Annotated in this window: 31 protein-coding genes; all 31 read right to left on the bottom strand. The window is 42.0% G+C overall.

Features of this window, described 5'->3' with window-relative positions:
* Nucleotides 1-71 precede the first annotated feature (71 nt).
* A complete protein-coding gene (locus D0T18_RS06670) occupies nucleotides 72-620 on the bottom strand; it encodes a DUF2815 family protein (RefSeq protein WP_004114717.1) in 549 nt (182 codons plus the stop codon).
* A 4-nt stretch (nucleotides 621-624) separates the two neighbouring features.
* Complete coding sequence (locus D0T18_RS06665) at nucleotides 625-1,755, bottom strand: DUF2800 domain-containing protein (RefSeq protein WP_116440734.1); 1,131 nt, start codon at nucleotides 1,753-1,755, stop codon at nucleotides 625-627.
* A complete protein-coding gene (locus D0T18_RS06660; RefSeq protein WP_116440733.1) occupies nucleotides 1,748-2,038 on the bottom strand; it encodes a hypothetical protein in 291 nt (96 codons plus the stop codon). The genes D0T18_RS06665 and D0T18_RS06660 overlap by 8 nt, the downstream gene beginning before the upstream one ends.
* 2 nt (nucleotides 2,039-2,040) lie before the next feature.
* Nucleotides 2,041-2,226: a hypothetical protein gene (locus D0T18_RS06655; protein ID WP_020757758.1), complete on the bottom strand. Its 186-nt coding sequence runs from the start codon at nucleotides 2,224-2,226 to the stop codon at nucleotides 2,041-2,043.
* 165 nt (nucleotides 2,227-2,391) lie between these two features.
* A complete protein-coding gene (locus D0T18_RS06650) occupies nucleotides 2,392-3,312 on the bottom strand; it encodes a GH25 family lysozyme (RefSeq protein WP_116440732.1) in 921 nt (306 codons plus the stop codon).
* Complete coding sequence (locus D0T18_RS06645; protein ID WP_064340487.1) at nucleotides 3,305-3,724, bottom strand: phage holin family protein; 420 nt, start codon at nucleotides 3,722-3,724, stop codon at nucleotides 3,305-3,307. The genes D0T18_RS06650 and D0T18_RS06645 overlap by 8 nt, the downstream gene beginning before the upstream one ends.
* Nucleotides 3,721-4,284 (bottom strand): hypothetical protein, encoded by a 564-nt coding sequence (locus D0T18_RS06640; RefSeq protein WP_240318306.1) that lies wholly within the window; start codon nucleotides 4,282-4,284, stop codon nucleotides 3,721-3,723. The genes D0T18_RS06645 and D0T18_RS06640 overlap by 4 nt, the downstream gene beginning before the upstream one ends.
* A 9-nt stretch (nucleotides 4,285-4,293) precedes the next feature.
* Nucleotides 4,294-4,887, bottom strand: coding sequence for a hypothetical protein (locus D0T18_RS06635; RefSeq protein WP_116440730.1), 594 nt, complete (start codon nucleotides 4,885-4,887; stop codon nucleotides 4,294-4,296).
* 14 nt (nucleotides 4,888-4,901) lie between these two features.
* Entirely contained in the window at nucleotides 4,902-5,114 is a 213-nt protein-coding gene (locus tag D0T18_RS06630; protein ID WP_020757763.1) for a hypothetical protein, read from the bottom strand.
* Nucleotides 5,114-5,410: a hypothetical protein gene (locus tag D0T18_RS06625; protein ID WP_020757764.1), complete on the bottom strand. Its 297-nt coding sequence runs from the start codon at nucleotides 5,408-5,410 to the stop codon at nucleotides 5,114-5,116. The genes D0T18_RS06630 and D0T18_RS06625 overlap by 1 nt, the downstream gene beginning before the upstream one ends.
* 13 nt (nucleotides 5,411-5,423) lie before the next feature.
* Nucleotides 5,424-5,705, bottom strand: coding sequence for a toxin (locus tag D0T18_RS06620; protein WP_116440729.1), 282 nt, complete (start codon nucleotides 5,703-5,705; stop codon nucleotides 5,424-5,426).
* Nucleotides 5,686-5,898 carry a hypothetical protein gene (locus D0T18_RS06615; RefSeq protein WP_230478329.1) on the bottom strand — a complete coding sequence of 71 codons (213 nt, stop codon included), beginning with the start codon at nucleotides 5,896-5,898 and terminating at the stop codon, nucleotides 5,686-5,688. The genes D0T18_RS06620 and D0T18_RS06615 overlap by 20 nt, the downstream gene beginning before the upstream one ends.
* 10 nt (nucleotides 5,899-5,908) lie before the next feature.
* Nucleotides 5,909-8,740, bottom strand: coding sequence for a phage tail protein (locus D0T18_RS06610; RefSeq protein WP_116440728.1), 2,832 nt, complete (start codon nucleotides 8,738-8,740; stop codon nucleotides 5,909-5,911).
* A gap of 1 nt (nucleotide 8,741) precedes the next feature.
* Nucleotides 8,742-9,404, bottom strand: coding sequence for a hypothetical protein (locus tag D0T18_RS06605; protein WP_240318305.1), 663 nt, complete (start codon nucleotides 9,402-9,404; stop codon nucleotides 8,742-8,744).
* An 11-nt stretch (nucleotides 9,405-9,415) separates the two neighbouring features.
* Nucleotides 9,416-12,241, bottom strand: a complete 2,826-nt coding sequence (locus D0T18_RS06600; RefSeq protein ID WP_116440726.1) for a phage tail tape measure protein — start codon at nucleotides 12,239-12,241, stop codon at nucleotides 9,416-9,418.
* Nucleotides 12,242-12,489: 248 nt separating this feature from the next.
* The gene (locus D0T18_RS06595) at nucleotides 12,490-12,855 is read right to left on the bottom strand and encodes a hypothetical protein (protein WP_116440725.1); all 366 of its coding nucleotides are present in this window, start codon (nucleotides 12,853-12,855) and stop codon (nucleotides 12,490-12,492) included.
* 14 nt (nucleotides 12,856-12,869) lie between these two features.
* Nucleotides 12,870-13,451 (bottom strand): major tail protein, encoded by a 582-nt coding sequence (locus D0T18_RS06590; protein ID WP_116440724.1) that lies wholly within the window; start codon nucleotides 13,449-13,451, stop codon nucleotides 12,870-12,872.
* A complete protein-coding gene (locus tag D0T18_RS06585; protein ID WP_116440723.1) occupies nucleotides 13,435-13,773 on the bottom strand; it encodes a hypothetical protein in 339 nt (112 codons plus the stop codon). The genes D0T18_RS06590 and D0T18_RS06585 overlap by 17 nt, the downstream gene beginning before the upstream one ends.
* Nucleotides 13,766-14,146, bottom strand: coding sequence for an HK97 gp10 family phage protein (locus D0T18_RS06580; protein WP_116440722.1), 381 nt, complete (start codon nucleotides 14,144-14,146; stop codon nucleotides 13,766-13,768). The genes D0T18_RS06585 and D0T18_RS06580 overlap by 8 nt, the downstream gene beginning before the upstream one ends.
* Nucleotides 14,143-14,475: a phage head closure protein gene (locus D0T18_RS06575; protein WP_116440721.1), complete on the bottom strand. Its 333-nt coding sequence runs from the start codon at nucleotides 14,473-14,475 to the stop codon at nucleotides 14,143-14,145. Before D0T18_RS06575 ends, D0T18_RS06580 begins: the two co-directional genes overlap by 4 nt.
* Nucleotides 14,476-14,754 carry a head-tail connector protein gene (locus tag D0T18_RS06570; RefSeq protein ID WP_016815967.1) on the bottom strand — a complete coding sequence of 93 codons (279 nt, stop codon included), beginning with the start codon at nucleotides 14,752-14,754 and terminating at the stop codon, nucleotides 14,476-14,478.
* A 28-nt stretch (nucleotides 14,755-14,782) separates the two neighbouring features.
* Nucleotides 14,783-15,967 (bottom strand): phage major capsid protein, encoded by a 1,185-nt coding sequence (locus tag D0T18_RS06565; protein ID WP_116440720.1) that lies wholly within the window; start codon nucleotides 15,965-15,967, stop codon nucleotides 14,783-14,785.
* 2 nt (nucleotides 15,968-15,969) lie between these two features.
* Nucleotides 15,970-16,704 (bottom strand): head maturation protease, ClpP-related, encoded by a 735-nt coding sequence (locus tag D0T18_RS06560; RefSeq protein ID WP_116440719.1) that lies wholly within the window; start codon nucleotides 16,702-16,704, stop codon nucleotides 15,970-15,972.
* Complete coding sequence (locus D0T18_RS06555; protein WP_116440718.1) at nucleotides 16,661-17,950, bottom strand: phage portal protein; 1,290 nt, start codon at nucleotides 17,948-17,950, stop codon at nucleotides 16,661-16,663. The genes D0T18_RS06560 and D0T18_RS06555 overlap by 44 nt, the downstream gene beginning before the upstream one ends.
* A gap of 9 nt (nucleotides 17,951-17,959) precedes the next feature.
* Entirely contained in the window at nucleotides 17,960-19,552 is a 1,593-nt protein-coding gene (locus D0T18_RS06550) for a terminase large subunit (RefSeq protein ID WP_116440717.1), read from the bottom strand.
* A 126-nt stretch (nucleotides 19,553-19,678) separates the two neighbouring features.
* Nucleotides 19,679-19,903 (bottom strand): DUF7678 domain-containing protein, encoded by a 225-nt coding sequence (locus tag D0T18_RS06545; RefSeq protein WP_116440716.1) that lies wholly within the window; start codon nucleotides 19,901-19,903, stop codon nucleotides 19,679-19,681.
* 132 nt (nucleotides 19,904-20,035) lie between these two features.
* The gene (locus tag D0T18_RS06540) at nucleotides 20,036-20,320 is read right to left on the bottom strand and encodes a transcriptional regulator (RefSeq protein WP_116440715.1); all 285 of its coding nucleotides are present in this window, start codon (nucleotides 20,318-20,320) and stop codon (nucleotides 20,036-20,038) included.
* A 114-nt stretch (nucleotides 20,321-20,434) separates the two neighbouring features.
* Complete coding sequence (locus D0T18_RS06535; protein WP_240318304.1) at nucleotides 20,435-20,665, bottom strand: DUF4314 domain-containing protein; 231 nt, start codon at nucleotides 20,663-20,665, stop codon at nucleotides 20,435-20,437.
* Nucleotides 20,662-21,297, bottom strand: coding sequence for a virulence protein (locus tag D0T18_RS06530; RefSeq protein ID WP_116440714.1), 636 nt, complete (start codon nucleotides 21,295-21,297; stop codon nucleotides 20,662-20,664). The genes D0T18_RS06535 and D0T18_RS06530 overlap by 4 nt, the downstream gene beginning before the upstream one ends.
* 66 nt (nucleotides 21,298-21,363) lie before the next feature.
* Entirely contained in the window at nucleotides 21,364-22,851 is a 1,488-nt protein-coding gene (locus D0T18_RS06525; RefSeq protein ID WP_116440713.1) for a DNA cytosine methyltransferase, read from the bottom strand.
* Nucleotides 22,844-24,112 (bottom strand): site-specific DNA-methyltransferase, encoded by a 1,269-nt coding sequence (locus tag D0T18_RS06520; protein WP_205411958.1) that lies wholly within the window; start codon nucleotides 24,110-24,112, stop codon nucleotides 22,844-22,846. The genes D0T18_RS06525 and D0T18_RS06520 overlap by 8 nt, the downstream gene beginning before the upstream one ends.
* Nucleotides 24,113-24,121: the final 9 nt, after the last annotated feature.

The raw sequence follows: 24,121 nt of genomic DNA, 5'->3' as shown, positions 1-24,121 counted from the left end.
TTACCACGAAATCAAGAAGCAATACGCCAGCAAATACTCCAACAAACCAGCTAATCATCTTCACATGCTCCTTATGCTAGAAAGTCATCATCTTCTAAGGTCGTAAAATCATCGGTTGCGAGGCTACGTCCGCCGAGTGGTTCACCGTCTCGAATTTTTTGAATGTTGCCAAGACCGCAAGCGATACCCTTATTACCGTTAGAGTTAAACGCGTAGAAGTTGATGGAAACTCTCGCATAGCAGCCTGAATACACTTCACTACGGTCCATGATTGGTTTTACCTGCTTGTCTACAATCTGCGGAGGCGTAGTAGAGTTTGCGTTAATGAAGTAATGTCCTTTATACGCTTCATCATCACGCTCAATATCCCCGTCCCTGAGTGGGAGTTTAATTGCTTGCTTGTTTGGTTTCTTACCACCAAACTTGCCAACACCTTCCTCAATCGCAGCATCAATAGCTTTCTCAATAGCATTTACTGTTTCAACATCATCTTTAGGGATAAGCAATGAAACACTGTATTTTTCAGGGCCTCCGTTAATAGACTTTGGCTCCCAACCGTTGAAATAGGAAAGACGCGTGTTCTTACCGGTGATAACCTTCGTGTTATTTAATTTAGACATAGTACTAATTCTCCTTTTTGAATTCTTGGTTTGCGTTTAAAACATTGACTTTTGCCCGCTTATCCGAGTCTGGTACGAGCGTAAGTTTTCCAGACGGTTTTATAATGAGGTCGCCCAGAATATCCTCAAATTTTTTCTTGCCCATCAGCTTTTGCATTTCCGTTAACCCAATAAGACTAGTTTTGAAAATGTCGGTAAAGCCGTGAGCTTTTGCTTTCTCAATAACAGCTGTCTCGTCCTTAAACTTGCGAACAGATCTGCCTTCTACGAGCTTGAAACCGCTCCACTCTTTTCCGTGGTTAATAGCGGAATCTGTGGCGTACGCTAAAACATCATCAGCCCACTTCGTTAACTGTGGAATAAGCGTGAGTACTTCCTCAATCTCACTATCCGTTAAAACAGATGGCGGTTTGAACTCAAGTTCTGCAAGCTTAAGGTTTTCTTCCGCACGTTTACGGCACGTGGCTTTTGCCCTGCAAAACCTGCACCAGTCTCCGGCTTCAAATTCGCCTTCGCCTTTAATAGCAAGCCCTGCTTTAGGTTTAAGCACTTTTTCAGCCCAAGAGATAAGCTCTTCGACAGGTAGCGTGAAAGTGGATACGTTGTCACGTCTTGGCTGAAAAATACTCATCTCAACAGTTTGTATCTCATACAAGCTGTCGAAAAGCGTTAAAGTTCCAAGCGCGTAGCATTTCATCTGAGGATTCTCGTAAGCATCAACCAGCACGCCTTGACCGTACTTAAAGTCGATAACCTGCAGCGTTTTTTCGCCTACAATAATGCAGTCCGCCGTACCAAACCCATCAGGCACGTAAGCTGAAAAATCAACCTTCTGCTCGATGAGAAGGATAGGATCTTGACAGTTAAGTTTTGCCTGCTCGTATTTTTCCATTACGAAATCCACGTAAGCATCCGAGCATTCCTGCATCTCGTTTGAGTCATACTCGGTTGACGGTTTTTCACACGGACGGTTAAGAAGCTTATTCAGCTTATACTCACACCACGCGTGTGCCGCCGTTCCTTCCTCAGCCGCCACAGAAGTAGTGTTTTCAAACTTTTCTTCTAAAACAGCGCTAGGAGTGCACTTAATCCACCTGTGAGCAGAAGAAGGGGAAAGTAAAGCATGCTTAGTCACCTTTAATTCCCTCCGCTTCATGCAACAGGCTCGCATATTCGCTTTCAGGAATATCTGAGAGCTTTTGTGCACCGTGCTTTACGATGAGTTTCTTCACCTCAGCTGTCTTTCCCAGCTGGCTAAGTTTTGCTAAAACCGCTCGCACATCCTCCAAACTTACCTTTTTAGTTTCAGGCGTTTGTTTTGGTAATGTCTTATGTGTTGTTTCACCCGTGATCTCTTTTAGGTGACAAATCAGTGATTCAAGATCGCCAATTATCTTTTTTACCGTGTTTTCGTTCATTCTTATTCACCTTTCTTGTTTTGAACCACAACTTCATCGATTCTGTTACTTGGAATAAAGACCATGATGTCTTCTTTCTTTCCGAGAAAGAATCGGATGATTTTTTCTCTCAGCCCGATAGGTTTACAACTTGCAAGCCCATCTTCTTTAGGCTTTTTTGAAACACTTACGACAAGTTTTTGTTTCATGTGCCGCCTCCTTTCTAAAAGGACTTTGTGCCCTTCTATGGGGTAGCCTTGGGAAAGGTGATAATCTGACGGTTTTTCTAAAAAAAGTTTTCAAAAATAAAAAAAGCCCGAGGATTGCTCCAATGTAGGAACAAGCCTCGGGCTTTATAAGTGTTTCAAACTGTTTTACAAGAGTTCGTTTACTCGTTTTTGTACTGCATTATAATCGTATCCTGCTTGAGTTAGACGCTGTTTTCGTGTGTTACCGTTACCCCACGTGCCTCGGATCACTTCACGTGCAAGCTCATCAACCGACTTTCTATAAGCTTTAACACCAAGAAGTTCATTAACCTTATTTTGCACGCTCGCATAATCGTATCCGGCAGAAATTAAACGGTTTTTACGCTCATTTCCGTTACCCCAATCACCGTTAATAACTTCTCTTGCCACTTCATCAATACTTGACGTTTGAGGAGCAGTGTAAGAGCCACCGTTTTGATACCCGTTTAACCCAGCGTTTTTAATCACGCTTGGATAATCTACGTAAGCATAATCCATGTCAACTCTGCCTGCTATACCGTCAACACTGCCACTTGACGAGTATTGCCAAAGACCATACGAACCTTGATAGCTACAGTGCGTGTTCCACTGTGCGATCCACAAAGCGTAACGGTCTCTAACATGAGCGGACACAAGGTTATTAGCTACTGAAAGCGAAGTGTAAAAACCTGCATAATACCCGCAAGCTTCCAGCTTGTTACAAAAACTTGTAATCAAAGAATCACAGAAATCCCGTCCACGGTTAAGCTGGCTTTTTTCTTCCAAATCAAAGTAAATAGGATACTCGAAACTCTTACCTGAAAGTATGTTCACGCAGCTTTGAGCCTCTAAAGCCGCCTCACCTGCAGAGCTTGCGTAAGAATACCAGTAAGAGCCCACATCAAGACCGGCTGTTTTTGCTTTACGATAGTTTTCCTCAAACCACTTGTCTTTGTGTCCGATACCGTATCCTGCTCGAATGATCACAAACTCAACACCGGATGCTTTCACCGCATTGAAATCAATGTCACCCTGCCATACTGATACGTCTATTCCTTTTTTACTCATGAGTATTGTCCTTTCTGTCTTTGTCGTGTAATTGTTCTAAAACGTTTTTTAATTTCTCAGGCACTGGAAGCCCCAGGTGAGCCGCGTTTTCGATGAGTGAAAGTCCTTCGTTAGACAGGTAAAAGAAAATTACCGCAGTTCTAATCACACTTCCTTGCTTAATAACCTGAAAATCTATAATGTTTGCTATGCCAACAAGCATAAAAATGAGCACCTTTCTAAAGATGCCCTTAAAACCCACGCTGCTTGAAAGCTTTTTATCAATCGCCGCACACATCACGCCAGTGATGTAATCAGTTACCACAAATAAAAGAAGTGCGAGGATCAAACCATCGCACCCACCTAAAAAGTATCCCAGCCAGCCGCCTACTACTGTGAAAGCCAACTGTAGTGTATTCCAAAATTCTTTCATTCTACCGCCTCCTTAATAAGATCAGTTACATCTTCTACCTGCATAAATGTAATAATTACCGGTATTTCGTTTGAAGGTTTATCCCCATAACAGTAAATCCGCCAATCACTGCCGATTGCCATAGTTAGTTTGCAAACCTCCTTAATATCTCCCATGCCATAAAACCTCATAGACGGAAGTCTTTCAAAGTCGATTTTTATATCAAGTGCTACATTCTGTTCCTGCGCATTGTTGGAGTACTGTTCTTTATGTGGCTTGTAATATTTTTCGTAAAAAAAGCCATACACATAACCATCTAGTACTTCCTGCCAAGAATCAGGTGTAATAACCCATTTGAACTGCTTAGGGAGCTTAGGCATTTCCTGATGTATCAACAGCTTTGTTACGAAATCCACGTATTCACGGTTAACGATTTCTTTTCCTCTGGTGTCCGGTATATAGTTTGGTGTTTGAACAGTCGGTTTTCCCGTAAAAGCAGGACTGTCCAGTGTGGCAAATTTTCCTTTCAGTTTTTCTATCAGCCTAAGTAAACCTTCTTTGCCTAAAAACCTGTCTGTCATAAGCTTCACCTACACAAACAGTGCATCGATTTCTTCATTGCTGATACTTTTAACATCTTCTTTTTTCACATAGTCGCTTAAATCAACTGATGTTGTACCGATTTTTTCAAACCTGTCGTTTACATAAATGTATTCATCATACGCATCGTTTTCGCCCTTGTTATCGCTTATAAGATAGATTGTTGCCTTATCACCTGTCTGAGGCAGGCTGTCAACCACCTTAAAATCAATTGATTGAATGTTGCCGATAAGATGTTTTACCTCTTCAGTAAGGTCTGTCTTTTTCACATAATTCGCTGCGTCTTCCAGCTGTTCTACTTTTGTCGGTAACGCGCTTGTTTTCGCATACGCGTCAATGCCTTGAAGATTTTCTACGTTTGTCACGATGTCAGTTTTCTTCGCGTATTCTGACGCATCCAGCAGGTTTTCCACCTTGGTTGGCACTGAAGATACTTGCGCATAGTTTGCCGCATCACTTAAATCCGCAACTTTCTTCGGCACTGTTTCCAAGGCTTTTGTCAGCTCTTCTTTTTTCACAAAGCTTTCCTTGATTTTCTTCCAAACGTATAAAAGTCCGTTATTGTCTAAAAATTTGGTTTGCATAATAATTTCCTTCCTTATTTAAGTAGTTCTTCGAGTTCGATATTGCTGATAGAGCAAAGTCCCAGCTCTAAAAGCGTTTTATTGCCTATAAGCTTTACTTGGTTAATTTTCGGCAGGTTAGTAAGCCTGTTGTAATCCGTTGTTTCTTCGCCTGTTACTTTTATGATGCTTTCAAAAGATGCACTCATATCTGTATTGTGTTTAAAACTTGCCTGTAGTTCTGCCATTAAATCTCACCGTCCTTTACTATTTCTTCAGCTGTTGTTCGTATCAGATTTGAAGCGATAGCCGTGTTGTCGGGAAACTTGGCTCTGATTTGAATCGTGACAATACCGTCTTGAAACAAAAGTGTTTCTTTCTGCGTGAGATTGACTGTTACAAGCGTCTTTTTAACACTCACATCCTCTAAGCTTTTTTCTAAAACAACTTTTCCGTTTTGCTTATAGCTAACAAAAAGGACAGATGCGTTTTCTAAATCCACATCTGTCCTGAACACGTTTGTAGGTGTTGTTCCTCTATACATAAGGCTTTCCTCCTTATGGTTTTTCTTCTTTTTCTGCTTTAAGTTTTAGGATTTCCTCGTTTAGTTTTTCTAACTGTTCTTCGTAATACATTGTGTTTTCCTCACTAAAAGCAACATGTTCCATCGTGTTTTCAGCTATCACCGCTGAGCGTATGTCAGCTAAAATTGACGCGATTATGCCTTCAACCATATAGGTCGGGATAGGGATACTTTTTTGCAAAGACACTATCTCATCGCTTAACTTCGCTCTAAACTTCTGTGTAGCTATCGCATAATTAATGGTCGGCTTTTCCATCTTCCACCTCCTTTTCCTCGATTAGAATATCCAGTTTGCGATTGATGTCTTCTATCATCTTTGCGTACTTACTGTTGCTGATAAACTGCTCTATTTCCATACTCTCATCAACAGTTTTAGCGACTTTTATGTCACTGTTTTTAGTACCTTCGTTTATCACAACCTCGTTTGTGTTAATAATAAGTTCTGCCATATTCATCTCCTTAGCTGTAGAAAGTCAGGTCCATGAGGATACCGTTTTTAAATACCATGCGCCCGTTTTCACCCCATCTTCTTACTTTGCCGTACTCATCCACATCAAGCACCTGCACATAATGAATGGTGGCCGTAGTTCCAAAGCCTCCTTCCCACTGCGGGTTTATAACCTTGAAACCGTGGGCATAAAAGTTACAGCCTAAATGCAAGCCATACTCGTCATATATACTGCCTGAGCGTGAAAAACAAAGCATCGTATTATACGAATTAGAATAGGATGATTCTTTTTGCGCGAAAGCCATATACTTTCCTTCAGGAGAGAGGTCAAACACGAGCCCTTTATGAGAGTCGTCTTTATTCCACTGATTCGTTCCGATTTTTCCCACATAGTAGCCATCACGATAAAAATGATTACCGTTTTGATCAAATACGGCACGCTTACTATCAGAATCAATCGACCCGTTGTAAAGACCTATTTGCCCTGCAGTGATTTGAACATAGTTGCTTGACTCGTTAAATCCAATCAGAAAACTGTTGTAGTTTTGCCGCATAAACGAACCAAACTCACCCTTTTTCACCATGGAAGTAATCGAGTCTTCAACAATAGAAACTTTAGATATAGCCCTGTCAGCTGTATCTTTAGCAGCCTGAATGTCTTTATCACTAACTCTAACCCAGTCAAACTCCAAGTAGCTGTCAAGACTCTCATTTGACGTATACCGCCAGAGTTTTCTCGTATTATCCTGATACGGATCATGCTCTGACTCAGGATAATTGCTGCCTGACAGTTCTATTATGTTTCCGGCATCGTTAGGTAAAACCGCTAAAGTATCTTCAACTTCTTTTCTTGAACCGCTTTTTCTTATCGCATCAATCTTAAAACCGTAATAATCATGGCTTGAACCATCGCTTCTAAAATAAAGCCAAAACGTATCACTTGGCACAAAGATGCTTTTACCTGCTATGTCCGCACCGCCAAGTTTCGGTAAAACGTGAATCTTACCCTCAGACTCATAGAAAACTTCCACCCAATCATAGTTTGCGCTTTCCGTACGAGAACTACTGTTAAACTTAACCTCTAAACAGTCTCTTCTAACCCGATACCTGTAGGCGTAGCCTGTTTGAGTATCGAAGAAAAAATCTCCCACATGATTTAACTTCTCACTTCTGCTTGTCCAAGAGTTAGCCGGAGCATTAGAAGAGTAGGGAGTATACGTGCCGTAATAGTTACCGTTTTTCTGCTCCAGTTTCTGATTAACTGTTTCAACACTTGATTCAATCTTTCGATCCGTTACAGAAAACTTGGTGTTAACCTCGTTTATCGTATAGTAGCTTTTAAGCTTCTCATCACTATCAGAAATAGCTTCCTGTTTTGCGTTACTAATCTGCTTTTCAACCTGCGAAGTGTAAGAAACTGAAAGTTTCTCAGCATCAATCGAATGCCCGATAATCCTATCTCCGTAAACACGCCCGTCTAAAGTAATCGCCGTATTGTAAGGTCCTGCAAAACCGTTATGGCTTCCGCCAATCCCGTTCATATTAACCTGTAATACTTTCGTAGCAGTATTCTTATCAGGCGTATCCATATAAAGGTCTCTTAACCATCTGCCTGAATCATCATATTCTGTTACCTTGTAGCCGCCTGAGGTGATGTTCATCTGTGCTTTAATATTGTTGATTTCACTTTGCACACGCTCGTTATCTATTTTTCTTGTTGCAAGGCTTTCTTCACGCAGGCTTTGCACAGAATTATGTGAGCTTTGCACATAGCTTCGTCTGGTTTGACTGCCCAGGACGATTTTCATCTCACCGGGTTTTTGCAATGGAATAGACTGTCTCATCACGGGGAATACCCGATCCATGCCAAAAGGCGATGCTATGCACCTTAATCTGTCTCCACACTCAATAGTTTCAAAATCAAGGTCAAACTCGGATAAGTCAACCGCGCTTAAGTTAAGCTCTGTCTGTTCGAACTGATTATCTTTAAGCCAAAGAGAGGCTTTACGTAACAGGTTTTCAGGAACAGCAACATCATCCCATCTAACGACTTTACAAACCCAACCAAACGCGCTCTTGGCCTGAGTGGAAACAAGATAATTCTTCCCGTTATTAACGCTTGTAATATCCGTGTATTTTTTAAGAACCTCGTTTTTACTGTTTTCACTTTCCAGTTCTTTACCTAAAGGGATAATCGCTGTAGAAACATCTTCTGCCGATAAGTTTTCAGTATAATCAAGCATATTAAGACCAAACTCAACCGGCTGTTTCACCATTTTACCCATTTCTTCCAAGCGAAGATAATCAAGGTGCAGCCCGTCTTTTTCTCGTCTTAGCTTTAAGTATCCGCCCAGCTTATCAACCATTTTTCCCATAATTGCTTCAAGCGTGGTTTCAAAATTAGTGAACCTGTACAAGGAATTATTGGGATCTGTCACGCTGACTTTTCCGATATGAATCTTCTTCCTATCATCCACCTGCTCATTATGAATGTTTAGGAATTTTTCCAACAGTTGGTAAGGTGTATGATCGTGGTATTCTTTCTGCGGCTGAATACTGTCTGCAAGATACGTTAAAAGGCCTACGCATACTACTTTCTTGTTTTGGTTTAAGTCTTTCTCCTGTTCTCTTACCTCTCCTGTAAAAATTTCTTTCTCATTGCGATACACGCTCACTACTGATTTTCTGTTAAAAAACTTCTCATAGCAGGGATTTTCTTTCGGGCAGGTAAACACGAGCGTGCCTGCAGTGTTAAGCTCCATGTTAAGTGTCGTGTCAAGAAGAACATTCTTAGTGTCGCCTGGATAATACAAGGCTGTTTCATCAAGAGTTATTCTGTACAATTTATAACCACCCCCTTAGGTAGGAAATATCAAGTGTGCCTGTGCCTTGAAACGTAAGCGTCATAGTATTTTCGCGTGTTCTAAGTTCAGGGAAACGAGATACGCCTTGTTTTAGGCTGTAGGTTTTTCCGTTAAAATCAACGCTTAGCGTGTTTAGTGTTTTATTAGTAAATTCAGGTATAAGCGTCATATCAAAATCACGGGTAAGCCTGATTTCTTTCCCGTCTTTAACCTGCACGTTTTTTAACGTGTACACGCCACCTGTTTTCATGTCTAAAACACTGTGCTTATAAGGGTTTAGCCTGTAGTTAAGCGTAATCGTTTCATAGTTTTTATCCGATTTAAAATCACTTACCCACACTCGACCCTGATAGTAAAAGGAAGATTCAGCGTCCAGCACAAGTGTTGTTTTAAGCCCGTGAACATCACGTTTAAGTCTCTCATAAGCTTTCTGCCACACACCTTTATCCGCGACAATAAATTCAAAACTGCCTTCACGCATCTCGTATAAAACTTCACCTGCCAAGCTTTCTGTAAGATCAAAACTTCCCAATCTTCCCGGCACTTCCAGATAGCTAAACCTTGGGGATGGTAGATTAACATGTGGCTTAAGTGTTGGAACTAAGCCTAAATCCTTAAAACTGCGCAATCCGTTTATTGTCATGCCATACACTTTTACCACCCCCTTGTTTTTCTTGTTTGAAGCTTAAAAAGCTCACTATCCATCTTGCTCACAATACCGCCTACAAGCTCGCCTGAGTCAAGCACAATACTCTGGTTGGAAAACTGTGGGAAATACGAGTCCATAATCGCTAGAATCTGGTTCATAACACTAAGCATTTGCGTGTTTGCTCCCGCACTCATATTCTGCAAAGCATCAAGCCCCATAATCACCTCAGGACCTTTTTCGCCGCCGCCAAGCAAATGCCCGTTTTTCTCACCGAAGATAGTAGCCCCGTTTAACAGCATCGGCTTATCCATTGCCTTCTTATACCAGTCGATAGCAAGATACGGTACAGACGGTGGTGCGAGTGAGAAGTGTCCTCTAATACTAAAATGAGGCAGTTTAATATGAGGAAGACTAAGTCTAATACCTGCAAAAAAGCCTGTTATAGCGTCAACTACCGCTTTAACCTTGTTTTTCGCCGCTTCAATCGGAGTGATGATAGCGTTTTTAATACCATTCCAAATTGATACGGCCGTGTTTTTAATACCGTTAAAAACGTTGCTTACAACGCCTGCCACCGCGTTAAACACTGTAGAAACCGTATTTTTAACCGTGTTTACCACGTTGGTTATAACACTGCAAATTCCATTCCATATCGTTTCAGACACCGTTTTTATACTGTTAAAAACAGAGGTTACAACACTTAGAATCGCGTTGAACACGCTCGTAAACACGCTGCTTATAGTGTTTAGCACGCTTGTTATAAACGACATAATCGTGTTCATAACACTTGTTATTACACTGTTTATGGCTTCAAGCACGCTGCTTACCGTGGTTTTAATCGCATCCCATGCGCCTATAATCACGTCTTTACAGTTTTCCCAAATAAACCTAAACGGTAGTGTGATAAGCGAAAAATAGCCTTTTATAAGCTCTACGATAAACATGAGAGCTACCATGAGCACGTTTTTAATCGTATCCCACACGCCGGTAAAAACCTGAACTAAGCCTTGCCACACGTTTTGGAAAAACTCCGAGATGTTTTGCCAAATACTGCTCACGCTCTGGCAAACACCCTGCCACAGGTTTTTAAACCATTCGCTTATAGCACCCCAGTTTTTAATAATCGCAATAATCGCCACAACCGCGGCAATAATCGCCGCAATAATACCGATAATAGGAAGAAGTGAAACGTTTAACGCTCCAAACCCTACAGCCGCTGTTCCGGCTGCTGTTCCTGCTGCCGCTGTTCCTGCAGCACTGGCTCCTCCTGCCACACCTACCGCAGTAGTGGCTGTGGCTGTTCCTCCAAGAAGTCCGATTAACCCTCCCAGAGCAGAAGTGATTGTTCCAACAGCACTAATAATTTTCCCGATCACAATGAGCACAGGACCGACTGTTGCCGCAATAAGCGTGATTTTTACTATCGCATCTTTCATTCCCGGAGACAGGCCGTTCCATGCTTCGCTTAAAGATTTCATGCAGGAAGCGAACTTTTCAAGCATAGGCTGTAAAACCGTTGCAAGAGAACTGCCAAGATCTGCTCCCACGATTTTCAGACTATTCATTGAAGTCTTAAACTTATCTATCGGATCAAGCGTTTCGTTAAACGTTTTCTCCACGCTACCGGCATTATCTTTAAGGGAAGTACCAAGCTCAGCAAAAGACAGCGAACCGTTTTTACACGCCTGATAAATAGCCGCGCCCGCACGCTTACCAAACAGCTCATAAGCTACTTTTAAACCTTCAGTGTCGCTTTTCGCATTCACCATACTGTTTTGAATATCCTCTAAAGCCTGTTTCATAGGCGTGCCTTTAGCTGTAGCGGCAGCCAATGCTTTAGTTAGAGCTGTCATAACCTGTGACGTGTCAGCACCCGACATTTCAACATTGCCCAAGAAATTAGCAGCATCCGATGCGCTAAACCCAAGCTGCTGTAAGGAGGCACTGTTAGTAACCATGGTTTTAGCAAGCGTATCCATGCTGACACCGGTACGCTGACCGACTGCGTTCATCGTATCAAGTAAAGCCCCGGCGTCCTGTGCTTTAAGCCCAAAAGCAGCCACAACTTTCTGCGTGTTATCAACAGCCGTGGAAACGTCCATGTTGTTAATTTGAGCAAATTTAATAAACCTGCCTGACAGGTCTTCAAGGCTTTTACCTGTTAAACCGAATCTTGTGTTCACCTCGCCGATAGCTGCACCTGCGGTTTGAAAATCAGTAGGAATACTGGTAGCAAGATTTTTCATACTATCTTGCATACCCTCCAGTGCTTTTCCTGTTGCGCCTGTTTTAGTAACAATCGTATCCATGCCCGCATCAACTTCGTTAAACGCGGCTAAAGACGCAGCTCCCAAACCAACAATTGGTGCGGTAACATGCGTGGATAGGCTTGTGCCGACTTGGGCTGTTTTCTCACCGACACTTTTAATTTTATCCCCGGTTTCTTTCATAGAAACTGCTAATGCTGAAGGGACTTTCTTTGCCTGCTGTTCTAAATTTTTAAGATTCTGCTCGGTTTCAACAATCTCACGCTGCAACGCATCATACTTGTCTTTACCAAGCTCCCCGTTTTCCAACTGTACTTTAGCCTGCTTATCCGCCTGTTTCAAAACGTTAAGCTTATTAGACGTTTCTTGGATTTCTTTCTGCAAAAAAGCCTGCTTTTGGCTTAAAAGCTGCGTGCTTGTCGGATCAAGTTTCAAAAGCCTATTAACATCACGAAGCGACTGCTCGGTTGAGCGAATAGTCGAATTCACCTGTTGTAAAGACTTATCTAAGCCTGTAGTATCCCCACCAATTTCAACAGTAATACCTTTAATCCTGTTTGCCATAACTTCACCTCCCTTTTCTTTCTTAATTTACGCGTGAAAAAATTCAGATTTTCTGTTTAATATCGCGTATGTGTGTTTGGTTTTCGTCTAGAATCTGTCGAATTCTGCCTGGCTTGCGAGCTTATCGTATTTCACACTATCGTTTGCTTTCTCCGTCCACATGTCTAAAACCATGCCAATAGTTAAAAGATCCAGTTCGCAAATACTAATCCCGATTTCTGTGCATCTAAGAAGAAACAACGCGGTTGTCATTTGCCGTGTTGTTGTTTTAAATTTTTTTTAGATTTTACTTCAGTTTCCAAGTTTGCTCCCCAAAGTTCTAGAATTTCAGGAAGAATCTCGTAGATAGAAAACATTTCAAACTCGTCAAGCCACTCATCAATACTCGCTGGAATACTATTATCCGCGTGATAAGCCATGATATAGGCTACGTTTTCAAAAATTTCAAGATCCGATATTTCAAAAACACCCTCGTTGTTTTTGAAAGACTGCTCTAATTTTGACAGGTCTTTGAAAATATCACGCTTGAATTTAATACGATACAATCTTGGAATAGTGGCTGAAGAACGAAACTTCACGTCTTTACCACCGATTTTTACTGTTTTTTCAATCATATTCACAACTCCTTTTACTTAGGTTTAACCTCTGTCGTGTTTTGAGGAACGTACACGCTCTTGTACCAGTTAGCGTAAATTTCATCAGATGTCGTATCTCCGCTACGGGATTTCACAAGCCCATCTTCTCTAGGATCAGCCGTAAGTGAGAGTGTTTCAGTACCCGGTTCTATCGTGTCTTCCTTGGTTTCCGAAGCGATAGAAGGTCTGGAAGCCGAGCAGTTGTAAAGCACGTGGCGGATTGCTTTAACATCGCCGTCAAACTCAAAAAGGAGTGCGAATTTTTCTGCTTCGCCGGTAGTTGCTTTTTCTACCAGCACACCGTTTTTATCAAGTTTTTCTTTTAATATTTCTGTTCTAAACCATTCAGGTATAAGAGCCATTTCCAAGTCGCCACTGTAACCGTTGTTCGCAGTCGACCTGAAGTAGACAATCCCGTCAGCGTAAAACGGTGAGGATTCACCTTCCGCATCAAGGCTTATGCTCACAGCTCCCGGAATAGGTTTAGGCGCATCATAGTTAAAACTTCCGCCTGCGTCTTTTTTTAGTTTTGCCGCGTACACGTTTTTAAGATTGTATTTAACCTTGTTTCCCATTTTCTGTTACCTCCATTTCAAAAATGTAGAGTGTTTCATAAAGCTTTTCCGACTCTATGAACGTCTCTGTTTTGTTATAAAAAATGCCGTGCCTATCAAGCACGGCTTCAACTTTTTCTTCCACCTCTGGATTCTTATAATCTGTGTATAGTTCAATATGAACTTCGTTTGCTTTAAAATACGCTTTCCCGTCTGCCGCGAAATTACTGCTTGCAGGCGTAAGAAACACAAGAAACGGTGGGGAAGGTGATTCTCCTTCAGCAAAATGGTGATAAGCGAAAGGAAAACCTATCTCTCTTATGATGTTTAAAAGTTTAGTCATGTTCTATTGCCTCCCTTATTTTTTCTTCGAAACTTTTAACCGCTTTTTCTTCCGCAAGCTTAATGTGTGCTCTTGCTTCCACGCGTCCGCCGCCTCGTTTAGCGTGACCGTACTCTAACAAGTGTGTAAGCTGATACTTGTTTTTTGAGTGAACTACCAGTGTGAGAGCGTTTTCTGTTTCTTTAACAGTTTTAACCGCCCAACTTTTCGCATACTTACCTGTGTGTTTCGGAGCAGTGTTTGCTATATCTTCTTTAACGGTTTTACTCACGTTTTTAACTGCTTCTTTTACTTTCTCACTCGTAGTATCCGCGTAAGTTTTAAGCTCTTTTATTATCCTGTTTGAAAGATTATCTACTCCTGTTTTGCTCACTTTTTACACCTCTTACAGTGAAGTTTCAGGCTTTTCTTCTTATAATTCATGTGGTCAACACCTAAAATCTCATAAACCGTATCATGGAAAATAATCCTGTAACCAAGCGATGAGATTACGGCGGTTTCTTTCGAATAGCGGATAGTAAAATCTATTTTTGACTCATCCCACACGTTTCCCGCCGAAGTCTGCTCAGATGGGCTTTCAGCACTCACCGTAGCGTAACACTCGTAATATTTACTCCACTTAATCTTATGGTTACCAACCTCATCAACTTCAACACTGTTTTTAAGCAGCATAATACGCTCGTTTAATAAACTTATTCTCATTTAAAACCCCGTTTTTCTAACAGTAAAAAGCATCGAACGTAAGGTGAGAGTTAGAGCGTGATGGTCTGCTTCTTCCCGATGCTCATACAAGTAGCCTGTAGCGTATAAGACTGCGAGCCGATACTCGTCAAAGTTTTCACTAATCAAACTAGTATCGTTTTTACGAGCTACTCCCTGGCAGAGTTTTTCAGCAGAATGAATAAGGGTGTTGATAAGCTCATCATCTTCTTTACTATCCACCCTAAGATAGTTTTTTGCTTCCTCGACTGTAACTATCATCAACACCCCTCCTTAAACCATCTTTTTTTTAGGCTGCTACGCTTGTTTTAACAGGCAGAATCTGTACTGCTTCTTTAAGCACGAGTTTGCCGTCTACACGCTCTTTAGCAACGAAACCTATCATGCCGTTTCCAGCGAAAAGCTCAGTAAGCTCTTTAAACGAGCGTGAACCACGGTCGCCAATGTTGTAGTACGAGTAGTCACCAAAAGCCACCATGTTTTCAGGCGCGTAAGCAGACGTGTATACCGGGTATCCGAGAATCCTGTTCGGCTCATCATCCTGGTATGAAGGCTGCCAAACGTACGCGCCGTTATTGTCTTTAAGTTTTCGTATGCTCGCGACCGTTTTATCGTTCATAATAAAACTCGCGTTTTTACGGTATGGTCGCCTCAAAGCGTGAACAAGATCAATCAAATCATCAGTTTTAATACTGGCAGTTTCTTTAAGGAACGTACCACCGTCTTTCTTGTTGAAAATACCAGTCGGTTTTCCAATACCATCCCCGTTAAGAAAAGCGTCTTCCTCCGCGTTAGCCAACGCCATGCCGAAGGATGTGAGAAGATGATTCTCGAGGTTAAACGCATTATCATACAAGAGTTCTTCAGTAACTTTTACCGCAACGTGAAGCTTATGAGCGTCAAGCAGTATTTGCGCAAACTTGGAATCCCCAAAGTTAAGGCTTGCGCCTTCTTCAATCCAAGCTGCTGCAGGATCACTCATCGCAACATTAATCTTATGCTCTCCACTAGTAGTAATCGTGGTAGCAAGAGAGCGAATAATGTTTTCTTCTTTCAACGTTTCAATCAAACGATTATCGTATTCTTCCGGCACAAGATACCCGCCGTCAGCGTCCACGCCTTCCTGCAACACGTTATCAACTCGTTTAAAATTACTTCTAAGAGCTGTAAGCATCGCCTGCTTATACTCGTCACGCGCACGACCTTGTTTTTCAAGTTTCACACCTGTTTTCATAGGTTTTGCAACAATCGCCTCTGATGTTGGTTTTGAAAGCTCCTTATCCATTTTTTCCATCTGCTCTAAACGATCAATTTCCATACTGTAAGCTTTCACTTTCGCTTCCATCTCATCGTAAGTTTTCGCGTCTTCTTCTGAAATAAGCCCGTCCTTGTCACGTTTAGACTCAAGGAAAGCTTTCGCACCCTGCCAAGCCTTATTACGTTTCTCAACCATGTTTGAAATACTGTTCATCATGTTTACCTCCAATTTTTGATTAAAAAAAGACGATCCATAAGATCGTCTGCACTAATATTGTTTGTTTCCTTACCGCTTATCCGGCAGGCTTTACATATTTTTTTCAATAACGTGTTTTGCACGATTAACTTCGAATACAATGTTGAAACTTGTGGTATGCCAATATCAGTGGTTTCACCTCTAGTTAAAACACCGTCCGCGAACCCGAGTTCTACCGCCTTGTTAGCATCCATCCACGTTTCCGAATCCATTAAATGCGAGAGTTTCACACGGTTAAGCCCTGTTTTAATCTCGTAAGCGTTAATAATGGACTCTTTGACCTCATCAAGCATTGATATTGCTTTTTCCATTTCGTTTCTGTTTCCAAAAGCAACAGTCATAGGATTATGAATCATGAGCATTGACACCGGGCTCATATAAACCTTTGTCCCGGCCATCGCAATCACTGATGCAGCCGATGCCGCAATACCGTCAATCTTGACCGTCACACAACCCTTGTAATCCATGAGCATGTTATAGATTTGTGCCGCAGTCACACAATCCCCGCCGGGAGAGTTAATCCACACGGTAATATTCCCACTACCAGCGTTTAACTCGTCTTTAAAAAGTTGTGGTGTAATATCATCATCAAACCATGATTCTTCAGCAATCGTACCGTTAAGAAACAGTGTCCTCTCAAAAATCTCATTATTCTCACTGTTGACCGCCTGGTTTTTCCACTGCCAAAACTTCCTCATTACCTTTTTCCTCCTTTCCGCTACTGTTTGCGAATGCTCCAGCACGGTTAAGTGGGAGCATGTTACCGTTAATCAAATACAAGTCACCACCCTCACAGGCAGGAATCTTATCCAGGTTTTCTAACTGTCTAATATCGTTTGCGCTCATCCAACCGTTTTGACGAGCGGTAGCATAACCATTCATACGACTCTGATAGTCTCCTCGAAGAAGACCATCCACGTTAAACTTCACATAATAGGTTTCTTTATCCTTATCAGTAAAAAGCCGTCTCGTAATAGACTGTTCAAAACGCGCCACCCAAGGATCAAGCGTGTATTTCACAAACTCCAGCGACTGCTGTTCAATATTAGAAAAACTTGATTTTTCTAAATCACCAACCATGTGTGGTGGGACTCTAAAAATACGAGCGATTTCGTTAATCTGAAACTTACGAGTTTCAAGAAACTGTGCTTCGTTAGGCGAAATAGAAATAGGCGTATATTTCATGCCTTCCTCTAAAATCGCTATCTTATGCGAGTTAGAACCCGAGAACCCCTTATTCCAACTATCCCTCATACCAGACGGATCTTTTACAGTCCCTGGGTATTCTAGAATGCCGCTTGGTGTAGCACCGTTAGCAAAAAACGATGCGCCATACTCTTCCGTAGCTATCGCCATACCGATAGCGTTTTTTGCCATCGCAATAGGCGAATAGCCAACAAGACCGTCAAAACCAAGACCGGGAATATGAAGCACATCAAAGGGCTTAAGTTTCACACTCGTTTCTTTACCCGCTAAAACATCACTATCATTTAACGTATACTCGTAAAAAATTTGACCACTATCATCACGGTCAACTCTCATACGATCAGGCATTAAAGGGTATAAGCCTAAAACCTCGCCTTTACCGTTTCGAATAATCTGCGCGTAAGCATTACCCCATAACAATAGATGCGTCATCAATGTTTCTCTAAACACGAAGCTTGTCATCTCAAGATTCGGCTCATCATGAAGCACCTTATACAAAGGATGTTTAACAGCTTTAGCCGTACCTGTACTCGTCCGCTCATACACGTGAAGCGGCAGACTCGCCACCGCCTCAGACAAAATACGCACACACGAGTAGACAGCCGTCATCTGCATCGCCGAACGCTCATTCACCCTCTTACCGGACGAGGACGCGCCCATTAAGAAACGATAACCGCCGCCTAACATCCTGTTTTCAGGCTTATCCCTTGATTTAAATAGTCTGCTAAAAATGTTCATTGTCACCTCCTACATAAACAAAATCCCGCGATTGTCATACACGCTTTCCGTATTCTGGTTGCCACACCTGATTGCTCGGTCTAGTGCCATGATGGTTGCGATAGCACCGTCTATTTTCTCGGTTGATTTTTCCTTATCTGCCTTAATGTTTCCGGCAGGATCGGTGCGAATGAAAATGTTATCCATGTTCCAGCGAAGCACCGGATGCCCTGCGTGTGCGATTTTCTGCTCGAGCACAAGTTTCATAAGCTCCTTGGTAGGCGGACTCATATCCTTGAATCCCTGTCCGAAGGGAACCACGGTAAACCCCATGTTTTCAAGGTTTTGCACCATTTGTACCGCGCCCCAACGGTCGAAAGCAATCTCACGAATATTGAAACGTTCACCTAAAGTTTCGATGAATTTTTCAATAAACCCGTAGTGAACAACGTTTCCTTCCGTAGTCTTAATAAAACCTTGTTTTTCCCACACGTCATAAGGCACGTGGTCTCGTTTCACTCGTAAACTCAAGGTTTCTTCAGGCACCCAAAAATATGGTAGGATACGAAACTTATCCGACTCATCTAAAGGCGGAAACACAAGCGAAAAAGCCGTAAGATCAGTGGTGCTTGAAAGGTCAAGACCCCCGTAGCAGACCCTGCCCTCGAGTTCTTCTTCGTTCACCTGAAAACCGCAAGCATCCCATTTTTCCATCGGCATCCAACGAATAGACTGTTTCACCCACTGGTTAAGACGAAGCTGACGGAAAGCATTCTCTTCACCAGGATTTTGCCGAGCTGACTCGAAAGCAGCCTTAACTTTCTCCATTTGCACCGTAACCCCAAGAGAAGGATTAGCTTTCTTCCACACCTTAGGATCCGTCCAATCGTCCGTTTCTTTTGCACCATAAATCACTGGGTAAAAAGTTGGATCAATTTTCCTACCCTCGAGAATATCCACTGCTTTCTGATGCGTCTCATAGCAGATAGAATGCGTATCCGTACCAGCCGTGGTAATCAGAAAATATAGTGGCTGCATGCGAGCATCCCCGGAGCCTTTAGTCATCACGTCAAAAAGTTTACGGTTTGGCTGCGTGTGAAGCTCATCAAACACGACACCGTGAATGTTAAACCCGTGTTTAGAGTAAGCTTCAGCCGACAACACTTGGTAGAAACTGTTAGTTGGTAGGAAAATAATACGTTTTTGCGAAGCTAAAATTTTAACCCTACGATTAAGAGCCGGACACATTCTAACCATGTCCGCCGCCACGTCAAACACGATTGTTGCCTGTTGACGGTCCGCCGCACAACCATAAACCTCGGCACGCTCCTCATTATCCCCACAGCATAAAAGCAAAGCTACTGCAGCGGCAAGCTCACTTTTACCCATTTTCTTAGGTATTTCAATATAAGCGGTATTAAACTGACGGTAACCATTCGGTTTAACCACGCCAAACAAGTCCCTGATAATCTGCTCCTGCCAGGCTAGGAGCTTAAAAGGCTTACCAGCCCACGTGCCTTTCGTGTGTGTTAAACATTCGATAAAACTTACAGCATAATCCGCTAAATCCTTACTATAGGTTGAATCTTCTTTTTTAAACTTAGTGACCTCGTACGCTTGCAACTTAAGCTCCTCCTTTCTTTAGGCATAAAAAAAGACGCCTTCAGCGTCCACGTCATTTCTTGGTTTTTCTTTTTTACGAGAAACAGGGCCTTAAAAGCCCTGCTGTTTTTAATAAAACTTTAGTTTCTAGTTTCTGGTGTCAAGGATCATTTCTAAAGCCTCGTTTGCAAGCTTATCTGTTGGCATCATGTCCCAGCCTCTATCGTAGTTTGCGATAACCTTGTTATTGTTTTTCAAAGTAAGCTTGGAAATTCTTCCCTGGTTAATCCCATATTCGCTTGGCTCTTCAAAAACCTTCATACTGTAGCTTACAACCTGATCTTCTACTCTAAGCGTGCCTTGTTCCCACATGGTTTTGCTCCTTTTTCTATGCTTTTTGTTAGTACTATATATCACTCTAAAGGCACAGAATAGCAAGTCATAAATGAGAAAAAATCGCAGGTAATTCCACGATTTTTCTTTAGGTTTAACCAATTTTTCTTTTTAGTTTCTTGCTTGTTTAATCGCTTGGTAGGCTTTCTGAATATCCTTGTCCAAGGTTTCAGCATCCGCAAACAGTTCAAACTCCGTATCGTTTAGTTTTCCTTCACTTACCTTCCAAAGCTCCTCGTGGGCTTTCATGGCGCAGGTTTTTGCTGTTTGTGCAATGTCGAGCATGCTGATAGCCGAGCTGATTTTTCCTTCTTCAGCTTTTTTGATTGCGTTTAGAGCGTAGCGTCTGCAGGCTTTAACTTCGCTCGTAAGTCTTTGTAAGGTTTCTTTTTTCATAGGTTCTTCTCCTTTGCGCACGTGCTTTTGCTGATACTATATATCACTCTAAAAGCACATATTATCAAGCAATAAACGGGATAAAACCGCTGGTATTTCCACTAATTATTGTTCTTACAAGTCGCTAATTTTTCGGCACTTATCCACGCCATAAACAATGCTTAGCCCGCTTCCTGTTTCCCAAGAAACCATGATTGAACCCATATCATCAACACCTCGTACTCTGCCTTTAGTGCCGATAGGAGGTGCCTGAACATCATCCATTAAGATAAGCTCTACCAAACAACCTTTAGGATAAGTTTTTCTAAGCTTTTCAACCTGTTCTCTACTGAATGCTCTCATCATTCACCTCTTTCGTTTCTAAAAGCACATGAGCCTTCTAAATGGGAAAGCAGAATCTTTCTATCCTTTTTAAACTCATCGCCTATAAAGCCGAGTCTAAGAAGAAAACATCTGAAGGCATACTTATCGTTAACCGGCTTATGCTTAGTTTCATTCACATGTTTTACTTCCAAGCTCATTTTGCAAAGAGCAGAAATAAGCTTCATGTAAGTATCCATATGATCTTGGCTTACATCTTTAAACCAGGGAAAACTAACTGTTTCATCGTTTTCCTCTATTTCAATGCTTGTCACATCGAGTGCTTTTTTAATTAAATCACCCTTGTTTTTGATGATTTTTCTAAGCTTAGTCACATCCAGCTTATCTTTTGGAAACTCGACTGTAAGCATGCGTGTGCTTTCACTCTGGTTTTCCGGAAGGCGTATACCATAATCGCCCTCAAGTATTTGTTTTAGATCCTTTAGGTCTTCATCATCCGCAGATGTTACTGTTCCGGTTTTACCGACTGTGAAAGGGCCTATCTTGTAAGCCATGCTGGGAGTTTTAAGATACACGGCTTTAAGACCTGTTAAGTTTTCTATTGCTTGTATGAGTGGTTTTCTTTTAGAACCTTTTAAACCATATTCTAAGCTCATTTTAATACCTCCTTTAGGTTTTTCCTTGTGTATATACATCACTCTAAAGAAGATATTTAGCAAGTCTTATGTGCTTTCTTTTCCCTGAAAATAAGCGATATTTTTGAGAACGAAATACACGCAGGGAAGCGCCACGCCGTTGCCCCACATCTTGTATTCCGCTGAATCAGTGTGAGGATTTTTAAGCCATTTGATTATCTGGTTTTTACTTTTTGACTTACAGGCGTTCGTGACTAGTTTTCGATGTGTTTCAAACACATCCTGCCAAAAGATAAGCTCTTCATCGCTTGGATTTTCTGTTTGAAGATTATCACACCAACAGTCAGGAAAGCCCTGCAGTCTTGCACATTCTTTCGGTGTTAAACGTCTAACCACATAGTGTTTATCCTCATTCATATCGTTTATGACAGGAGGATCTTTATAGTCACTTGCCACAAGCGTGTCTGTCATTTCAGCCCGAGCATTCGTGTGATGCGAGTTTTTACTCGTAGAATACACTATTGCAAGACCGCCTTGATTAGCTTCAGGCGAGTTTAGCCCTGTGTTAATTGTTCTTGCCAGTTTTGTTTCATACACTTTAGCACGCTTGTTTTTCGTGTTGAGTGATGTTAAACGAACGTCAAAACAGGTTTTATCACAAACCACAAAAGGCTGATTATTCCCACCTGTTCCAAACGTGGAAAGCACGGTTTGAGACACGCTAATAGGCCCTTTATATCGTGAGTCCTGTCCGTGATTTTCAAACACGAGTGGTGGATGGTTTCCCACGCTTGCTGTAAGCGTGCCGCTTTTGTTTTCAAACACGTCCATTCTGTTTCCGCCCTGATCGTTTAAACAGTATCTTTCGATTGCATCACCAGTGCCTGTTTCAAAATGTCCGGTAGTTTCTTGCCACGGCTTTCTGCTCGCCGTAGAATCCCAAGGCATGCTTTCTTGCTCAAATAATATTTTTCCGGCACTTTGTCCATCAAAATCTGCGACAAGAAAGATACGTTTTCTTCTCTGGGGTACTCCGAAGTATGAAGCATCAAGTACCCTCCATGCGAGTGAGAAATCTTCTGCCATGACAAGTCCTGCACTGCTCCATTTTTCAGGTCTAGGAGCATTAAACGTATGTCCTTTGACAGCACAGATTTCTTTGATAACTTTCTCGAAGTCTTCTCCTTTATTTGAGGAAAACGCTCCCGGAACGTTCTCCCAAACGATATATCTTGGTTTTTGTCCACCTGTTTTCCTCCTCATCTCTTTAATAATCCGAATCGCTTCAAAAAACAGGTTCGAGCGAGAACCGCTAAGACCTGCCCGTTTACCTGCAATCGACATGTCCTGACATGGGCTTCCAAACGTGATAATATCAACCGCTTCCACAGTATCGCCTTTAATCTTTGATACATCACCTAAGTGCTTAACATCAGGTAATCTTTTAGTGGTAACTCTTATAGGAAACGGCTCGATTTCACTTGCCCATAAAGGTTTAATCCCTGTAAGCGTAGCTGCTAAAGGAAAACCGCCCGAGCCATCAAAAAGGCTGGCGAGTGTAAGTGTTTTACTCATCGTCAGCCTCTTTCATCATTTCAATTGCCTGCTCGTAGCTATACTGTTTTCCATCTCGTATAAGAAGCACGTCTTCTGTTTTATCATCGTGAAACTTCATATACCGTTTAACCGCAACATCAATAAATTTAGGTTCAAGCTCCACTCCAAAGCAGACTCTGCCAATCTGCTCACAGGCTATAAGCGTTGATGCCGAGCCTAAAAACCCGTCTAACACAAGACTGTTTGTTTGCGTGCTTTGTTTAATAAGATAAGCAATCAGTGCCACGGGCTTACTGGAAGGATGCCCACAGCCTTCTTCCTTCGAGTTTTTAATCCCGTCAAATTCAAACACGGCTGTCTGTTTCTGATCACCATACCACTTATGTTTACCGTCTTTACGCCAACCGTAAATAATCGGCTCCATATTAAACTTCCAGTCCGTTCGCATCAGCGGTGCTCTCGGCTTTTTCCAAATTAAACCGGCTGCCACCTTAAACCCCGCGTCCTCAAAAGCATCGTAGAAAACACGCGCTTTCATCGTTGCGTAAAACTCGTAAATAGACGCGTCAGCTGCCATAGAGTTTTTGAAGTTGGTAAAAACTTTCATTAAAAACTCGTAGCCTTCTTTATCGCTTAAATCATCATTTTTAATTTTCCCTGACGCGTTTTCAAGGTTTACGAAATAAGGTGCGTCTGTGCAAACAAGATTTACCTTTGTTTCACCGAGTAGTTTTTCAAACGTAGAAGAATCGGTTGAATCACCGCAAATAATACGATGCTTACCAAGCATCCATATGTCACCTGTTTTAGAAAAACACGGTTCTTCCAATTCTTTTTCAACATCAAAATCATCTTCGTTTACGTCTTTATCAGCATCAAAAATACTGGAAAGCTCCGCCTCGTCAAATCCGAGAAGATCAAGGTTAAAATCAGCTCCTTCAAGCTCCGACAATTCAACAGCTAAAAGCTCACTATCCCAGCCGGCGTTAAGTGAAAGCTTATTATCCGCAATAATATACGCACGCTTTTGTGTTTCAGTTAAATGGTTTTCTTTCACGCACGGAACTTTTTTAAGACCCAGTTTTAGTGCCGCGGCAAGCCTGCCGTGCCCTGCGAGAATCGTATTATCCTCCGCCACTAGAATCGGGGAAAGAAAACCAAACTCGCGGATACTTGCCGCTATCTGAGATACTTGTGCCTCAGAGTGTGTGCGAGCGTTTCTCACATACGGGATAAGCTCACTTACGTCAGCCAAATAATACTGCATTTCTTTTTCCATAAGCTTTCC

It is taken from the genome of Gardnerella swidsinskii (assembly GCF_003397705.1).
Taxonomy (GTDB): Bacteria; Actinomycetota; Actinomycetes; order Actinomycetales; family Bifidobacteriaceae; genus Bifidobacterium; species Bifidobacterium swidsinskii.
This window is presented reverse-complemented; position numbering and strand designations above follow the sequence as displayed.

What these genes read in the sequence shown, in the direction of transcription:
- D0T18_RS06650 (WP_116440732.1), bottom strand. Translation starts at nt 3,312, where the DNA reads ATGAGTAAAAAAGGAATAGACGTATCAGTATGGCAGGGTGACATTGAT.
- D0T18_RS06620 (WP_116440729.1), bottom strand. Translation starts at nt 5,705, where the DNA reads ATGGAAAAGCCGACCATTAATTATGCGATAGCTACACAGAAGTTTAGA.
- D0T18_RS06535 (WP_240318304.1), bottom strand. Translation starts at nt 20,665, where the DNA reads ATGATGAGAGCATTCAGTAGAGAACAGGTTGAAAAGCTTAGAAAAACT.
- D0T18_RS06520 (WP_205411958.1), bottom strand. Translation starts at nt 24,112, where the DNA reads ATGGAAAAAGAAATGCAGTATTATTTGGCTGACGTAAGTGAGCTTATC.
- D0T18_RS06645 (WP_064340487.1), bottom strand. Translation starts at nt 3,724, where the DNA reads ATGAAAGAATTTTGGAATACACTACAGTTGGCTTTCACAGTAGTAGGC.
- D0T18_RS06565 (WP_116440720.1), bottom strand. Translation starts at nt 15,967, where the DNA reads ATGATGAACAGTATTTCAAACATGGTTGAGAAACGTAATAAGGCTTGG.
- D0T18_RS06525 (WP_116440713.1), bottom strand. Translation starts at nt 22,851, where the DNA reads ATGAGTAAAACACTTACACTCGCCAGCCTTTTTGATGGCTCGGGCGGT.
- D0T18_RS06595 (WP_116440725.1), bottom strand. Translation starts at nt 12,855, where the DNA reads ATGATTGAAAAAACAGTAAAAATCGGTGGTAAAGACGTGAAGTTTCGT.
- D0T18_RS06605 (WP_240318305.1), bottom strand. Translation starts at nt 9,404, where the DNA reads ATGACAATAAACGGATTGCGCAGTTTTAAGGATTTAGGCTTAGTTCCA.
- D0T18_RS06635 (WP_116440730.1), bottom strand. Translation starts at nt 4,887, where the DNA reads ATGCAAACCAAATTTTTAGACAATAACGGACTTTTATACGTTTGGAAG.
- D0T18_RS06590 (WP_116440724.1), bottom strand. Translation starts at nt 13,451, where the DNA reads ATGGGAAACAAGGTTAAATACAATCTTAAAAACGTGTACGCGGCAAAA.
- D0T18_RS06640 (WP_240318306.1), bottom strand. Translation starts at nt 4,284, where the DNA reads ATGACAGACAGGTTTTTAGGCAAAGAAGGTTTACTTAGGCTGATAGAA.
- D0T18_RS06655 (WP_020757758.1), bottom strand. Translation starts at nt 2,226, where the DNA reads ATGAAACAAAAACTTGTCGTAAGTGTTTCAAAAAAGCCTAAAGAAGAT.
- D0T18_RS06545 (WP_116440716.1), bottom strand. Translation starts at nt 19,903, where the DNA reads ATGTGGGAACAAGGCACGCTTAGAGTAGAAGATCAGGTTGTAAGCTAC.
- D0T18_RS06570 (WP_016815967.1), bottom strand. Translation starts at nt 14,754, where the DNA reads ATGATAGTTACAGTCGAGGAAGCAAAAAACTATCTTAGGGTGGATAGT.
- D0T18_RS06560 (WP_116440719.1), bottom strand. Translation starts at nt 16,704, where the DNA reads ATGAGGAAGTTTTGGCAGTGGAAAAACCAGGCGGTCAACAGTGAGAAT.
- D0T18_RS06585 (WP_116440723.1), bottom strand. Translation starts at nt 13,773, where the DNA reads ATGACTAAACTTTTAAACATCATAAGAGAGATAGGTTTTCCTTTCGCT.
- D0T18_RS06555 (WP_116440718.1), bottom strand. Translation starts at nt 17,950, where the DNA reads ATGAACATTTTTAGCAGACTATTTAAATCAAGGGATAAGCCTGAAAAC.
- D0T18_RS06615 (WP_230478329.1), bottom strand. Translation starts at nt 5,898, where the DNA reads ATGGCAGAACTTATTATTAACACAAACGAGGTTGTGATAAACGAAGGT.
- D0T18_RS06625 (WP_020757764.1), bottom strand. Translation starts at nt 5,410, where the DNA reads ATGTATAGAGGAACAACACCTACAAACGTGTTCAGGACAGATGTGGAT.
- D0T18_RS06575 (WP_116440721.1), bottom strand. Translation starts at nt 14,475, where the DNA reads ATGAGAATAAGTTTATTAAACGAGCGTATTATGCTGCTTAAAAACAGT.
- D0T18_RS06670 (WP_004114717.1), bottom strand. Translation starts at nt 620, where the DNA reads ATGTCTAAATTAAATAACACGAAGGTTATCACCGGTAAGAACACGCGT.
- D0T18_RS06660 (WP_116440733.1), bottom strand. Translation starts at nt 2,038, where the DNA reads ATGAACGAAAACACGGTAAAAAAGATAATTGGCGATCTTGAATCACTG.
- D0T18_RS06530 (WP_116440714.1), bottom strand. Translation starts at nt 21,297, where the DNA reads ATGAGCTTAGAATATGGTTTAAAAGGTTCTAAAAGAAAACCACTCATA.
- D0T18_RS06630 (WP_020757763.1), bottom strand. Translation starts at nt 5,114, where the DNA reads ATGGCAGAACTACAGGCAAGTTTTAAACACAATACAGATATGAGTGCA.
- D0T18_RS06600 (WP_116440726.1), bottom strand. Translation starts at nt 12,241, where the DNA reads ATGGCAAACAGGATTAAAGGTATTACTGTTGAAATTGGTGGGGATACT.
- D0T18_RS06540 (WP_116440715.1), bottom strand. Translation starts at nt 20,320, where the DNA reads ATGAAAAAAGAAACCTTACAAAGACTTACGAGCGAAGTTAAAGCCTGC.